The organism is Collimonas sp. (assembly GCF_035566375.1).
Taxonomy (GTDB): Bacteria; Pseudomonadota; Gammaproteobacteria; order Burkholderiales; family Burkholderiaceae_D; genus Collimonas.
Genome location: NZ_DATMRK010000013.1, coordinates 1 through 14664, shown reverse-complemented (window position 1 = coordinate 14664; position 14664 = coordinate 1). Strand labels below are relative to the sequence as shown.

The window sequence follows — 14664 nt, the reverse complement described above, 5'->3', positions numbered from 1 at the left end:
AGATGGCAATTGAACGCACCCTGTCGATTATCAAACCGGACGCAGTCGCAAAAAACGTAATCGGTCAAATTTACACCCGTTTTGAAAACGCTGGCTTGAAAATCGTTGCTGCCCGCATGACGCATCTGTCGCGCGCAGAAGCTGAAGGTTTCTACGCGGTTCACCGCGAACGTCCTTTCTTCAAGGATCTGGTTGATTTCATGATCTCCGGCCCAGTGATGATTCAAGCGCTGGAAGGCGAAAATGCAGTGTTGAAGCACCGCGACCTGATGGGCGCAACCGATCCTAAGAAGGCAGAAAAGGGCACTATCCGTGCTGACTTCGCTGATTCGATCGACGCAAACGCAGTGCACGGTTCGGACGCAGTAGAAGCCGCAAAAGTTGAAATCGCTTATTTCTTCCCAGCTGCTTAATTGCTGCCGGTAAGTCAAAACAAGTAAAAACTTGTTGGTAACTTGTTTTGTAAACTGATGTAATTGCTTTAAAAAGCTTGCATAGTTGGGGATAGGGTAAAGCGCCGCGGTTTTGCGTCTCTTGAACTCTGTCCCGCAATTATTTTAAATTGGAAATGCCATGACTGCTCTCACCAACCTGCTGGATCTGGATCCCGCACAACTGACCGCTTATTGCGGTGAGTTGGGTGAGAAGCCGTTTCGCGCAAAACAATTACTGCGCTGGATTCATCAATTCGGCGCACACGATTTCGATGCAATGACAGATCTGGCCAAGTCATTGCGTGACAAACTGGCGACCCGGGCTATTATCGCGGCTCCCGCTGTGATCAGCGACCACACCTCGTCCGACGGCACCCGCAAGTGGCTGCTCGATGTCGGTCAGGGTAATGCGGTGGAGACGGTGTTTATTCCAGAAGAAAATCGCGGCACCTTGTGTATTTCGACGCAGGCCGGCTGCGCAGTAAATTGCCGCTTTTGCTCCACCGGCAAGCAAGGCTTCAGCCGCAATCTGACAGTCGGTGAAATTATCGGCCAGTTGTGGATGGCTGAGTTTGAATTGCGCAAGTCCAAGGGCGTCGAGCCAGGTCATAAAGGCGAGCGCCAGATCACCAACGTGGTGATGATGGGCATGGGCGAACCCTTGCTGAATTACGAACCGACAGTGACTGCGCTGAAGCTGATGCTGGACGATAACGCCTACGGTTTATCGCGCCGCCGCGTGACTTTGTCTACCAGCGGTGTAGTGCCGATGATCGATAAGCTGTCGCAGGATTGTGCGGTGGCGATGGCGGTATCGCTGCATGCGTCCAACGACACTTTGCGCGATGGCCTGGTGCCGCTGAACAAGAAATATCCGTTGCGTGACCTGATGGCTGCCTGCAAGCGTTATCTGGAGTTCGCGCCGCGCGATTTCATTACTTTTGAATACTGCATGCTGGATGACGTCAACGATACCGACGCCCACGCACGCGAGTTGATCGCCTTGGTGCAAGGCCATGCCGGCAGCCCCGCGGTGCCATGCAAATTCAATCTGATCCCGTTCAATCCTTTCCCCGAATCCGGATTGAAGCGTTCGAACAATCCACGCATTAAAGCCTTCGCCCAGATCTTGATGGACGCCGGCATCGTCACCACCGTGCGCAAGACGCGCGGCGATGACATCGATGCGGCTTGCGGCCAGCTTGCCGGCGAAGTGCAGGACCGGACACGGGTGCAAGAGCGCATGCAAAAAATGACTGAATATCAGCAGAAGTTCGGGAAGAATTTTGGCCGCATCATCGAGGTGTCTCAGTGACAGAACAAGTGAGTAGCAAGCTAGGGGGCTGGCGCGGCCGGCTGATGTTCGCTGCAGCGGCATTGTCGCTATTGACTGGCTTGAGTGCTTGCACCAATCCGCCGCGCAGCAGCGACAGTGACGGCGGTTCACGCAAGGAACTGGCTACCAGTTCCGATCAGACAGAAGCGCAACGCCGTGCCGGCATTCGTTTGCAACTGGCGGTTGGTTATTACGAACAGCGTCAGCTGGAGGTCGCGCTGGACGAGATCAAACAGGCTTTGGCTGCAGATCCTGAGCTGGCGGATGCGTATAGCGTGCGCGGCCTGATCTACATGGATATGAGCGAAAACCGGTTGGCTGACGATAATTTCCAGCGCGCCTTGCGGCTTTCCCCGAATAATCCGGATTACGCCAATAACTATGGCTGGTTCTTGTGTCAGAACGGGCGGGCAAAAGAATCGATTACCCATTTCGAAACCGCACTGAAAAGCCGAAATTATCAGTCGCCGGCAAAGGCACTGACGAACGCTGGTGTTTGCAGTCTCAAATTCAACGATACCGCGGCGGCGCAACGTTACCTGTCGCAAGCCTTTCAGTTTGACGCCAGCAATCCTCTGACGAATGCCAAGCTGGCGCAGCTGGCGTATGACCGCAACGATTATGAACGGGCTCGGTTTTATATTGGTCTCGTATTGAAAACCGATGTGCAAAATGCAGAAGCATTATGGACAGCAATCAAAGTGGAGCGAAAGTTGGGTGACACAGCTGCAGAAGCAAGTTTGGTGACGCAATTACGTCGTCGTTTTGCCGGCTCCCCGGAGTTCGCGGCCTATCAGCGCGGGGCGTTCAATGAGTGAGTCCCAGCAGCTGAAAGCAGCAGATGTCGAGCCGGAAAACTTGGAAAGTGCAGCTCTCGAAGCCGCCGCCAGCCCGCTTTCGTTAGGTGCGCAATTGGCCAGCAAGCGCGAGCAGTTGGGCTGGTCGGTGCCGGATGTGGCTAGTCATCTGAAGCTGGCGCCGCGTCAGATCGACGCCATGGAAGCCGATAATTATGCTGCTCTGCCAACCATGGTGATGACGCGCGGTTTTATCCGTTCCTACGCAAAATTGCTGGGTCTGGATGCGAACGCTTTGCTCGCAACCATTTCGCCTGCGGTTGCCGCGCAATCGGCTAGCAGCCCAGTCCATAGCCAATTGTCAACACCTTTCGCCGAGTCTCGTTTCAGTTTGATGGGGCGCAATAAATTTGCCTATAAATGGCTGGTAGTCCTGGCCGTGCTGTTATTGCTGCTGGCAGTAGCGATACGACTCGATGTGCTACCCGGCTTGCAAGCCAAGCTGCAGTCGCTGACTGAAAAATCGGCTGCCACGGCTACTGCCACTGCCGCCGCGGCAAGCGTCGAAGATAATGCGAGCCTGCCAGCTGCAGCCAATGTAGAGGCTGCCGATACGGCGGCTAACGCTGCTTTGACTGCCGCTCCCGCTTCTGTTCCAGCTTCTGCTGCCGCTGTCGCTGACCCCGTGCCTGCAGGTGTTGCAGCCGTGTCTGAGGTGGCTGTAAAGGCTGCGCCAGCCAACCCGGTAGCGGCCAGCGGCGGCGAGCTGAGCTTGAGCTTCCGCCAGGATTCATGGGTCGAAATCAAGCGTGCCGATAATACGGTACTGATCTCGCGCCTGGTCAAGGCGGGCAGCAAGGAAGCGGTCGACATGTCGCAGCCGGTCAATATCATTATCGGCAATCTTGCCGGTGTCGACGCTACGCTGCGCGGCGCGCCGCTGGATCTGAAGGCCGGTTCCAAAACCAATGTGGCCAGATTGAATTTGAAATAAGCGCGATGGAAAGAGAGAAACCCATGCCGCACACGAATCTGCCGATAGGCTCAGGTCCTAGCGTGCGACGCCTTAGCCGCGGCGCTGTGATCAGTTATGGCGAACGCAAAATCATGGTTGGCGGCGGTGCGCCGGTGGTGGTGCAGTCGATGACCAATACCGATACCGCTGATGCGATCGGCACCGCGATCCAGATCAAGGATCTGGCGCGCGCCGGTTCCGAGCTGGTGCGCATTACGGTGAATAATCCGGAGGCCGCTGCGGCAGTTCCGGCGATCCGTGAGCAGCTGGACAAGATGGGCATAGATGTGCCGCTGGTTGGAGATTTTCACTACAACGGCCATACCTTGTTGAACGATTATCCGGAGTGCGCCCAGGCCTTGTCGAAGTACCGGATCAATCCGGGCAATGTCGGCAAAGGCGCCAAGCGCGACACCCAGTACGCGCAGATGATTGAAGTCGCCTGCAAGTATGACAAGCCGGTACGGATCGGCGTCAATTGGGGTAGCCTGGATCAGGCGCTGCTGGCGCGCATCATGGATGAGAATGCTTTGCGTAGCCAGCCGTGGCCGGCGCAGGCAGTAATGTATGAAGCCTTGGTTACCTCGGCGATAGAGAATGCGCAAAGAGCGGAAGAGCTGGGCCTGGCCGCTGATCGCATCATCTTGTCGTGCAAGGTATCCGGGGTTCAGGATCTGATCGCCGTGTACCGCGAACTGGCACGGCGCTGCGATTATCCGCTGCATCTTGGCTTGACTGAAGCCGGCATGGGCAGCAAGGGCATTGTCGCTTCGACTGCGGCCTTGTCGGTGTTGCTGCAAGAGGGCATCGGCGACACCATACGCATTTCGCTGACGCCGGAGCCGGGTGGCGATCGCACCAGGGAAGTGATTGTCGGCCAGGAGATTTTGCAAACAATGGGCTTGCGCAAGTTCGCGCCTATGGTGATTGCCTGCCCTGGTTGCGGTCGCACCACCTCGACCGTGTTCCAGGATCTGGCGGACAAGATCCAGACCTATTTGCGCGATCAGATGCCGCTATGGAAAAAAGCCTATCCCGGCGTCGAAGGCATGAACGTGGCGGTGATGGGCTGTATCGTGAATGGTCCTGGCGAATCGAAACACGCCAATATCGGCATCAGTTTACCTGGCACCGGCGAATCGCCGGCGGCGCCGGTGTTCATCGATGGCGAGAAAAAACTGACGCTGCGCGGCGAGCGGATTGCCGAAGAGTTTCAAGCGGTGGTGCTGGATTATGTGAAGAGCCATTATGGCCAGCCAGCAGCCTGACTTGAATAAAATTAATCATTACCTGTGTATTGAAAAGAATGTCAGAAAATAAGAAAGCCGAAAAAATCGTTGGCGTAAAAGGTATGAACGATATCCTGCCGGCCGATGCAGCCCTGTGGGAATTGTTTGAAAATACGGTGGAGTCGGTGCTGAAGAGCTACGGTTTCCAAAAGATCCGTACGCCTATCGTCGAGTCTACCGCCTTGTTTGCGCGCGGCCTGGGTGCGGTCACCGATATCGTCGAAAAGGAAATGTATTCATTCACCGATTCGATGAACGGCGACAACCTGACTCTGCGCCCGGAAAGCACCGCTGGCGTGGTGCGTGCGGCGATCGAACATAATCTGACTTACGATGGCCCGAAACGGCTCTGGTACAGCGGCCCGATGTTCCGCCACGAGCGGCCGCAGCGCGGCCGTTATCGGCAGTTTCATCAGGTCGGCGCCGAAGCTCTCGGCTTTACCGGCCCGGATATCGATGCCGAGCTGATCATGCTGTGTCAACGCTTGTGGGACGATCTCGGCTTGCAGGATGTGAAGCTGCAACTGAATTCGATTGGCGATGCGGAAGAACGCAATCGTCATCGCGCCGACCTGATCGCGTACTTTGAACAGCATCAGGCTTTGCTGGACACTGACGCACAACGGCGCTTGCATAGCAACCCGCTGCGGATTCTGGATACCAAGAATCCGACCATGCAGGAAATGGTCAACGGTGCGCCGCGGTTGCTCGACTATCTGGGCGAGGAGTCGCTCGCTCACTTCGAGGGCGTGCAAAAGATCCTGAATCACAACAATATTCCTTTCACCATTAACCCACGCCTGGTGCGCGGCATGGATTACTACAACCGCACCGTGTTTGAGTGGGTCACCGATCAACTCGGCGCGCAAGGTACGGTGTGTGCCGGCGGTCGCTACGATACGCTGGTGGAAATGTTTGGCGGCAAGCCGACCCCGTCTTGCGGTTTCGCTATGGGTATCGAGCGTTTGCTGGAGCTGATGCGCGCGAACGGCGAACAAGCTGTGCGTAACGAATGCGATGTCTATCTGGTGCATCAGGGCGAGGCGGCGCAACTGCAATCATTCGTGCTGGCTGAGCGTTTGCGCAATGCCGGACTGGATGTTGTGCTACATTGCGCCTCGGCCAACGCCGGCGGCAGCTTTAAATCGCAGATGAAGCGCGCAGACGCCAGCGGTGCCGCATACGCCATCATTATCGGCGAAGACGAAGTGGCTAACCACACTGCGACCGTCAAGACGCTGCGCGCTGATGGCGACGGCGATGTCGAAAAAGCTAGTGCCGGCAATCAAAGTGTCGTACCTTTCGATGCGGTAAGCGATTATCTGGTCGATCAGATAGTTGGTGCTGGTGACGATCATGATCACGGCGATCATGAACATATTCACTATCATCACTAAATTCACCACCAGATTCACCATTAAATTCATCACTAAAAACTAAAATCATATGGCATTCGATCTCGACGAACAGGAACAACTGGCAACGCTTAAGGATTGGTGGAATAAATACGGCAATCTGACGACCTGGGTGCTGATTATCGCCCTGGCCGCCTACGCCGGTTGGTCCGGCTGGAATTATTATCAGCTCAACCAGTCGTTGCAGGCATCGCAGCTTTACGACGAACAGCAAAAAGCCGTGGCGAGCAAGGACAACGCCAAGGTACAGCGTGCGGCCGCTGACATACAGCAGAAATTCAGCCGCACCGCGTATGCCGGCATGGCTGCTTTGTCGGCCGCCAAAGTGGCTTTCGACGCTAACGATCTGAATGCCGCGAAAGAGCAGTTGCAATGGGTGGTTGACCATGGCCGCGACGAAGACTACAAGGCGTTGGCCAGAATCCGGCTGGCCGGCATCTTGCTCGATCAGAAGGCGTATGACGATGGTTTGAAAGTGCTGGCGGTGGATCTGCCTGCACCTTTCGCCAGCGCAGCGGCTGATCGCAAGGGCGACATTCTGGTAGCGCAAAACAAGTTGGATGAAGCGCGGGCCGCTTATCAATTGGCTTTGGATAAGATGGAAAGCAAGAATCCTGGTAAGGAATTGATTCAATTGAAACTTGATGCGATTGGCGGGGCTCCCGTCAAAGCCGCGGCCTGATAATTCGAAAAAAGGAAGAATATGCGTGTGAAGACTATGCGAGCGGTTGCCTGTGCCGGTGCTTTGTTGATATTGGGCGGCTGCTCCTTGTTCAGCGGCAAGAAACCAAGTAATCCGCCTGCGCCTTTGGTCGAGTTTACGCAAAGCCTCAAAGTGCAGCCGGTCTGGAAACAGTCAATTGGCAGCGCCTCCATCTTCGCTTTCTCGCCTGTCGTTGCCGGCGGTAGCGTGTATGCTGCAGCAGCAGACGGCACTTTGGCGCGTATCGACGCCGCTAACGGCTCAGTTGCCTGGCGCATTAACGCCGGCATGCATTTGACTGGCGGCGCTGGCAGCGACGGCAGCACTGTTGCAGTGGCGGGTGAAAAAGGTATTGTGCTGGCGTTTGACGCCCAAGGCAAAAAACGCTGGCAGGCACAGGCTTCCAGCGAGATTTTGTCGGCGCCGGCGGTCGGCCAGGGCCTGGTGATCGTACGCAGCCAGGATAATCGGATTGCCGCTTACGATGCAGAAACCGGCGAGCGCCGCTGGACCGTGCTGCGCACCTTGCCGCCGCTGACTTTGCGTTCGGCGCCTGGCATCCTGATTGTTCCGCAGGCATCTTTCCTATCCTTGCCGGGTGGCCGTCTGTCGGCGCTGAATCTGACCAATGGCGGCCCTTGGTGGGAAATGGCGATCGGCGATCCACGCGGCACCACCGAGCTGGAACGGGTGGCTGACGCTTCCGGCACGCCGGTGATTGTCGGTCGTGATGTCTGTGCGGTCGCCTATCAGGGCCGGGTTGGATGTTTTGACGCAGGCAGCGGTGCTGCGCATTGGGTCAAGCCATTCTCCAGTGACGTCGGCGTCGGCAGCGACGGCCATAACGTGTATGCGGCCGATGAACATGGCGCAGTATCTGCGTTCACCGTCGAGAACGGTGCGGTAGTATGGCAAAACAAGAAGCTCGCCAATCGCGTGCTGACTACGCCTGCGGTATTGGATAAGGCGATAGTCGTGGGTGATTTTGAAGGATATATTCACTTCTTGTCACGTGAAGACGGCGCACTGATAGCACGAATTCGTGCAGACAGCAGCCCGGTACTGCCGAATCCGGTGGTAGCAGGCTCTAATGTGATTTTTCAAACCAAAGCAGGAACCTTGATCGCTATTGCGACAGAGTAATAAACTTAGTGAAGCAAACTTAATGAAGCCAGTAATCGCACTTGTAGGACGTCCCAATGTCGGCAAATCGACGTTATTTAATCGCCTGACGCGTTCCCGTGACGCGTTGGTCGCCGATTTGCCAGGCTTGACCCGCGATCGCCACTACGGCGAAGGGCGGGTCGGCGAACGGCCATTCCTGGTGATCGATACTGGCGGTTTCGAGCCGGTTGCCAAAGACGGCATCATGCATGAAATGGCGAAGCAGACCAAGCAGGCAGTGGCGGAAGCCGATGTGGTGATCTTTATCGTCGACGGCCGTCAAGGTTTGACGCCGCACGACAAGACCATCACCGATTTCCTGCGCAAATCCGGCCGCTCCGTGATGCTGGTGGTGAATAAATCCGAGGGCATGAAGTACACCTCTGTCACCGCCGAATTCTATGAGCTCGGCATGGGCGATCCCTACGTTATTTCCGCCGCCCATGGCGACGGCGTCGCCGATCTGGTGGAAGAGTCGCTGAATCTGGCGTTTGCGCAACGACCGCCGGAAGTGGAAGAGCCGGAGAGTAAAGATCGCGGCATCAAGATCGCCATCGTCGGTCGTCCTAATGTCGGCAAATCGACGCTGGTGAATACCTTGCTGGGCGAAGAGCGCGTGATTGCCTTCGACATGCCCGGCACTACCCGCGATTCGATCGAGATTCCATTTGAGCGCGACGGCAAAAAATACACCTTGATCGATACCGCCGGTATCCGTCGCCGCGGCAAAGTTTTCGAGGCCATCGAGAAATTTTCCGTGGTCAAGACTTTGCAGTCTATTTCGGAAGCCAATGTGGTGTTGCTGTTACTTGATGCCCAGCAGGATATCTCCGAACAGGATGCGCACATCGCCGGCTTCGTGCTGGAGACTGGGCGCGCACTGGTGGTCGGTGTCAACAAATGGGACGGACTGACCAGCGACCGCCGCGATGAAATCAAGATGGATATGGATCGCAAACTGAATTTCCTTTCATTTGCGAAATTCCATTTTATTTCGGCGCTGAAGTCGACCGGCATCACGCCTTTGATGAAATCGATAGATTCCGCATATGCAGCGGCCATGTCCAATCTGACTACGCCAAAGCTGACACGCGCCTTGATCGAAGCGGTAGAGCATCAGCAACCGCGGCGCAAGGGTTCGATCCGTCCGAAGCTGCGTTATGCCCACCAAGGCGGTATGAATCCGCCTATCGTCGTCATCCACGGCAACGCCTTGGAATCGATCGAAGATAACTATAAGCGTTATCTGGAAAAACATTTTCGAGAAACTTTTTCGCTGGTTGGGACTCCATTACGCATCGAGTTCAGATCCAGTCGGAACCCTTACGCGCGCCCGGAAAAATAATTTTTTAAAAACACTTTTTTCCTGAGCAGTAAATCCGAAAATCGTTTACATTCGTAAAACACCCACCGAGTCATTCGCAGAGTTGATTCTCTATTTAATGTGCATTTGACTTCTAATCACAACAACACAGTGGAGTAGCCATGAGTAATAAAGGGCAATTGTTACAAGACCCGTTTTTGAACGCCTTGCGTAAAGAGCACGTCCCCGTTTCCATCTATCTGGTCAACGGCATCAAGCTTCAAGGCCATATCGAATCGTTCGATCAATACGTCGTTTTACTGCGTAATACCGTTACCCAAATGGTATACAAACACGCCATCTCAACCGTAGTTCCTGCACGCGCTGTCAATCTGAATCTTGAAACTGAAGCAGAATAACTATTCGCCATCGGCGAGGGTTGTAACTACACGAATGTACCCATGCGCGCAGCGCTAGTCGGAGTGGACTTCGGTAAAGGTGACTTTGCCGCAAGTCTCGAAGAACTGTCTTTGCTGGCCAAGTCTGCCGGCGCGATCCCGCTTATCACGATTACCGGCAAGCGCAGCAGTCCTGACGCCGCCTTGTTTGTCGGTTCCGGCAAAGCACAGGAAATAGCCGATGCGGTGTTTGATGATGAACTTGAAATCGTCATTTTCAATCATGCCTTGTCGCCAGCCCAGCAACGCAATCTTGAACGCGTGCTAAAAGTAAGAGTTCTGGATCGTACCAGTCTCATACTCGACATCTTTGCCCAAAGAGCCAAAAGCCATGAAGGTAAAGTGCAGGTGGAGCTTGCACAGTTGCAACATCTGGCGACGCGGCTGATTCGCGGTTGGACTCACTTGGAACGGCAAAAGGGTGGTATCGGTTTGCGCGGTCCCGGCGAAACCCAGCTTGAAACCGACCGTCGTTTGTTAGGCGATCGGGTCAAGGCTCTGCGCGCCAGGCTAGATAAGTTGCATCGGCAACATGCAACGCAGCGGCGCGCTCGCGGACGCAGTGCAACTATTTCGATTTCGCTGGTGGGCTACACCAATGCCGGCAAATCGACCTTATTCAACGCGCTGGCGAAAGCCGGTGTGTATGCCGCGGATCAATTGTTCGCTACGCTGGACACCACATCCAGGCGAGTGTATCTGGGCGAGGCTGGCAGTGTGGTGATTTCCGATACGGTCGGATTCATTCGTGAATTGCCGCATCAGCTGGTTGCTGCATTCAGGGCAACACTGGAAGAAACCATCCATGCCGATCTGCTATTGCATGTAGTCGATGCGGCCAGTCCGGCCCGCATGGAGCAGATCGAGCAGGTAAATCTGGTATTGAAAGAAATCGGCGCCGACCATATTCCACAAATTTTGGTGTGGAACAAGATCGACGTAGCAGAACTGGAGCCGGCAGTCGAACGTGATGAGTATGATAAAATTCAACGAGTTTTTGTTAGCGCGCAAAAGGGCATAGGTCTGGATTTATTACGGCAGGCCATCGCCGAATTCGTGACCGGCAATCCGGTGGCAACGGCATATTCGCTACCCGCAGTTGAAAATACGCAGCAGGTGTAAAACGGTTCTAAAGTTTCAGTGTGTCAGTTAAGTAAGCGCCTCTAACGAGCATTCCAACCTATTTGTTTTATTTACTTAAAGATAACGATCGAATGCTTGGTACCTTATTCAAAAAACTTGGTTTGAAATTTTCGTTGAACGACCCGCAATGGGGCCGGAATTCGCAAAATGACAACAAGCAAAATAACGATGGCAAAAAGCCAAATAACGGCCCTCCGGATCTGGACAAGCTGTGGCAGGATTTCAACCAGCGCCTGACGCGTCTGCTGGGCAATAAAAACGGCGGCGGCGATCCTAGCGGCGGCGGCTTCAATCCGGGCATGAAGGGCGCCGGTGTCGGCGTCGGCGCGATTGCTGGCGTGGTGGTCTTGTTGTGGCTGGCGAGCGGTTTCTTTACCGTGCAAGAAGGCCAGACTGGCGTCGTGATGACTTTTGGTAAACTCAGCCATTCGACCACTCCCGGTTTCAACTGGCGCTGGCCTTACCCGATTCAAAGCCATGAAATCGTCAACGTCTCCCAGGTGCGTACGGTCGAGATCGGCTATCGCGCCAACGCCAAGAACAAGCAACCGAAAGAAGCGTTGATGCTGACTGATGATGAAAACATCATCGACATCCAGTTTGCCGTCCAATACACACTGAAAAGCGCGTCCGACTGGATTTTCAATGTTCGCGATCCGGAAGAAACCGTGCGTCAGGTGGCGGAAACCTCGATTCGTGAAATCGTCGGTAAAAACAAGATGGACTTCGTGCTGTACGAAGGCCGTGAAAAAGTGGCGCTGGATACCAGTCAGCTGATGCAGCAAATCCTCGATCGCTACAAGGCTGGCGTGCAAATTACCAATGTCACGATGCAAGGCGTACAGCCGCCGGAACAGGTGCAAGCTGCGTTCGACGATGCGGTGAAAGCCGGCCAGGATCGCGAACGTCAGAAAAATGAAGGCCAGGCTTACGCTAACGACGTGATTCCAAAGGCACGCGGCGCGGCGTCGCGCTTGCTGCAGGAAGCGGAAGCGTACAGTGCCCGCGTTACCGCTAATGCCGAGGGTGATGCCTCACGCTTCAAACAGGTTCTGACTGAATATCAGAAAGCGCCTGCCGTGACGCGCGACCGGATGTATCTGGATACCATGCAACAAATTTTTGCAAATACGACAAAAGTAATGGTTGATGCTAAAAGCGGGAGTAATTTATTGTATTTGCCATTGGATAAGCTGATTTCACAATCGGTGGCTACCGCCGCATCAGGCGTCGGTGCCGGCAGCCCAGGAATAATCCCGCCGTCAGTAATGAAGGACGGCGCCAGCACGATCGAAACGCGGCCGCAGCCGGATGATCGTTCGCGTGATAGCCGCGACTCCCGTGATCGGGAGGGCAGATAATGAACCGTCTTATCTCTTTGTTGATATTTGTCTTCGTCGCACTATGGCTGGTGTTTTCGACCATCTTTGTGGTTGACCAGCGCCAGTACGCCATCTTGTTCGCTTTTGGTGAAGTGAAGCAGGTGATCAACCAGCCCGGCTTGCATTTCAAATTGCCGCCGCCGTTTCAGAACGTGTTGTTCCTGGATAAGCGGGTTCTGACCATCGATCCACCCGATACAGACCGTTTTATTACAGCGGAAAAAATGAACATTCTGATCGACGCCTTTGTGAAGTGGCGGATTACCGATCCGAAGCTGTATTTCGTCAGTTTCGGCGGCGATGAAAAGCGTGCTCAAGACCGCATGTCGCAGATCGTCAAAGCGGCGTTGAATGACGAAATCACCAAGCGCACTGTACGTGAAGTGATCTCCGGCCAGCGCGGCAAGGTGATGGATTCGATTCGTCAAAAGGTGCAAGATGAATCCCAGCAGATCGGCGTTGAGATCATTGATGTTCGCCTGAAGCGGGTGGATTATGTCGACCAGATCAATGCCTCGGTGTACGACCGCATGAAGTCAGAGCGTCTGCGGGTTGCCAATGAATTGCGTTCGACCGGTTCTGCCGATTCGGAAAAGATTCGTGCCGATGCCGACAAGCAGCGTACGGTGATTCTGGCCGAAGCTTATCGCGATGCTGAAAAGATGCGCGGTGAGGGCGATGCCAAAGCTTCGCAGATTTATGCCCAGGCATTTGGTCAGAATCCAGAGTTTTACAAGTTTTATCGCAGCCTTGAAGCTTACCGCGCCAGCTTCAAGACGCGCCAGGACTTGATGGTGATTGATCCGAATTCGGAGTTCTTTAAATATTTCCGCAGTCCGGCCGGCGGCGGGGCAAGCGCTCCCGCCAAAAAGTAATTCGGCAGGTAAGCCGGCAAGTAAGCCAGTCGTTGTAATAAGTGAATAGTTGTCTGGGAATGGCGCCCTCGTTAGAGGCGCCATTCCTTATTTTCGACGGCCGCTCATATTTGTTTCTGCTGTGCCAGAGTCAGGTACAGGTTTTGTTAATGATTTGTTCCGCTGACAATTTTACTTTGTCAGCGGAAAGTATTTTTTTGATTCATTTTTCCTATGCCAAATTGGCTTCTCCCTGAAAATATCGCCGACGTCTTGCCCTCCGAAGCGCGCAAGATTGAAGATCTGCGTCGTCTGATACTGGATAATTTCCGCTTGTATGGCTATGAACTGGTCATGCCGCCGATGCTGGAATATCTGGAATCCTTGCTGGCCGGCGCCGGCCAGGACACCGATCTGCGCACCTTCAAGCTGGTCGATCAATTGTCCGGCCGCACCCTTGGCATTCGCGCCGACATGACCACCCAGGTGGCGCGCATCGACGCCCATTTGCTGAATCGCGAATCTGTCACCCGCCTGTGCTATGTCGGCAGCGTCTTGCATACCCGCCAGATCGGCTTGCACGCCACTCGCGAGCCGCTGCAGATCGGTGCGGAAATCTACGGTCATCTCGGCCTCGAAGCCGATGCTGAAATCCAGGAACTGGCGCTGGCGACCCTGGCCTTGGCCGGGATCACGCAAGTACGCCTGGATTTGTGTCATGTTGGCATCTTGCGCACGATTATCGGCGGCGATGAGGCTGCCAAAGTGGACGAGAGTGAACTGGTCGCCTTGCTGGAAGCCAAGGATCTGCCTGGCTTGCGCACCATCAGCATCGCTTACAAGCCGCAAACCCGCGCCGCCTTGCTGGCGTTGCCAGGTTTGTATGGCGACGCCAGCGTGTTGCAGCAAGCGCGGCAGCTGCTGCCAGCTCTGCCGGCCATTGCCAAGGCGCTGGATGAACTGGAAACTCTGGCAGAAGCAGCAGGGAAAGATTGCGTTACCGTCGATTTAGCCGATTTACGCGGGTATCATTACGAAAGTGGCCTGATTTTCGCCGCCTATGTCCCTGGTCTGCCGAACGCTATACTGCGCGGCGGCCGTTATGACGTCGGCGCGGCATTTGGCCGTTCGCGTCCGGCCACCGGTTTTTCGATGGATTTGCGCGAACTGGCAAGACTGATTCCGGTAGCGATCCGCAAGCGTGCGATTCATGCGCCTTGGGGAATAGAAGCAGGTTTGAAGGAAAAGATCGTTGAATTGCGCAAGGCTGGGGAAGTTGTGATCCAGAGTCTGCCCGGTCATGAAAACGATCAAGACGAGTTCGATTGCGACCGCGCGGTTGTACTCGAAAATGGAAACTGGATTATCAAA

The 14664-nt window shown here is 54.8% G+C and carries 14 protein-coding genes; all 14 read left to right on the top strand.

The features are described from left to right. The first annotated feature begins 2 nt into the window (after positions 1–2). Positions 3–413 (top strand): nucleoside-diphosphate kinase, encoded by a 411-nt coding sequence (gene ndk / locus VNZ60_RS03575; protein ID WP_092358121.1) that lies wholly within the window; start codon positions 3–5, stop codon positions 411–413. A gap of 160 nt (positions 414–573) precedes the next feature. After that, complete coding sequence (gene rlmN, locus VNZ60_RS03570; RefSeq protein ID WP_325657050.1) at positions 574–1749, top strand: dual-specificity RNA methyltransferase RlmN; 1176 nt, start codon at positions 574–576, stop codon at positions 1747–1749. Then, the gene (pilW, locus tag VNZ60_RS03565; RefSeq protein ID WP_325657049.1) at positions 1746–2588 is read left to right on the top strand and encodes a type IV pilus biogenesis/stability protein PilW; all 843 of its coding nucleotides are present in this window, start codon (positions 1746–1748) and stop codon (positions 2586–2588) included. Before rlmN ends, pilW begins: the two co-directional genes overlap by 4 nt. Continuing rightward, positions 2581–3561 (top strand): helix-turn-helix domain-containing protein, encoded by a 981-nt coding sequence (locus tag VNZ60_RS03560; RefSeq protein WP_325657048.1) that lies wholly within the window; start codon positions 2581–2583, stop codon positions 3559–3561. Before pilW ends, VNZ60_RS03560 begins: the two co-directional genes overlap by 8 nt. A 23-nt stretch (positions 3562–3584) precedes the next feature. Next, entirely contained in the window at positions 3585–4850 is a 1266-nt protein-coding gene (gene ispG / locus VNZ60_RS03555; RefSeq protein WP_325657047.1) for a flavodoxin-dependent (E)-4-hydroxy-3-methylbut-2-enyl-diphosphate synthase, read from the top strand. A 38-nt stretch (positions 4851–4888) separates the two neighbouring features. Continuing rightward, the gene (gene hisS, locus VNZ60_RS03550; RefSeq protein WP_325657046.1) at positions 4889–6268 is read left to right on the top strand and encodes a histidine--tRNA ligase; all 1380 of its coding nucleotides are present in this window, start codon (positions 4889–4891) and stop codon (positions 6266–6268) included. A gap of 49 nt (positions 6269–6317) precedes the next feature. Next, positions 6318–6968, top strand: a complete 651-nt coding sequence (locus VNZ60_RS03545; protein WP_325657045.1) for a tetratricopeptide repeat protein — start codon at positions 6318–6320, stop codon at positions 6966–6968. Positions 6969–6989: 21 nt separating this feature from the next. Next, entirely contained in the window at positions 6990–8132 is a 1143-nt protein-coding gene (gene bamB, locus VNZ60_RS03540; RefSeq protein ID WP_325657044.1) for an outer membrane protein assembly factor BamB, read from the top strand. Between the two features lie 22 nt (positions 8133–8154). Further along, positions 8155–9498 carry a ribosome biogenesis GTPase Der gene (gene der / locus VNZ60_RS03535; RefSeq protein WP_325657043.1) on the top strand — a complete coding sequence of 448 codons (1344 nt, stop codon included), beginning with the start codon at positions 8155–8157 and terminating at the stop codon, positions 9496–9498. Positions 9499–9638: 140 nt separating this feature from the next. After that, positions 9639–9875: an RNA chaperone Hfq gene (hfq, locus tag VNZ60_RS03530; protein ID WP_211463703.1), complete on the top strand. Its 237-nt coding sequence runs from the start codon at positions 9639–9641 to the stop codon at positions 9873–9875. A gap of 42 nt (positions 9876–9917) precedes the next feature. Next, positions 9918–11036, top strand: coding sequence for a GTPase HflX (gene hflX / locus VNZ60_RS03525; protein ID WP_325657042.1), 1119 nt, complete (start codon positions 9918–9920; stop codon positions 11034–11036). Positions 11037–11128: 92 nt separating this feature from the next. After that, positions 11129–12418 carry an FtsH protease activity modulator HflK gene (gene hflK, locus VNZ60_RS03520; RefSeq protein WP_325657041.1) on the top strand — a complete coding sequence of 430 codons (1290 nt, stop codon included), beginning with the start codon at positions 11129–11131 and terminating at the stop codon, positions 12416–12418. Further along, the gene (gene hflC / locus VNZ60_RS03515; RefSeq protein WP_325657040.1) at positions 12418–13314 is read left to right on the top strand and encodes a protease modulator HflC; all 897 of its coding nucleotides are present in this window, start codon (positions 12418–12420) and stop codon (positions 13312–13314) included. The genes hflK and hflC overlap by 1 nt, the downstream gene beginning before the upstream one ends. A gap of 213 nt (positions 13315–13527) precedes the next feature. Next, positions 13528–14664 (top strand): ATP phosphoribosyltransferase regulatory subunit (locus tag VNZ60_RS03510; protein ID WP_325657039.1); only part of this gene is annotated, 1137 nt, incomplete at its 3' end.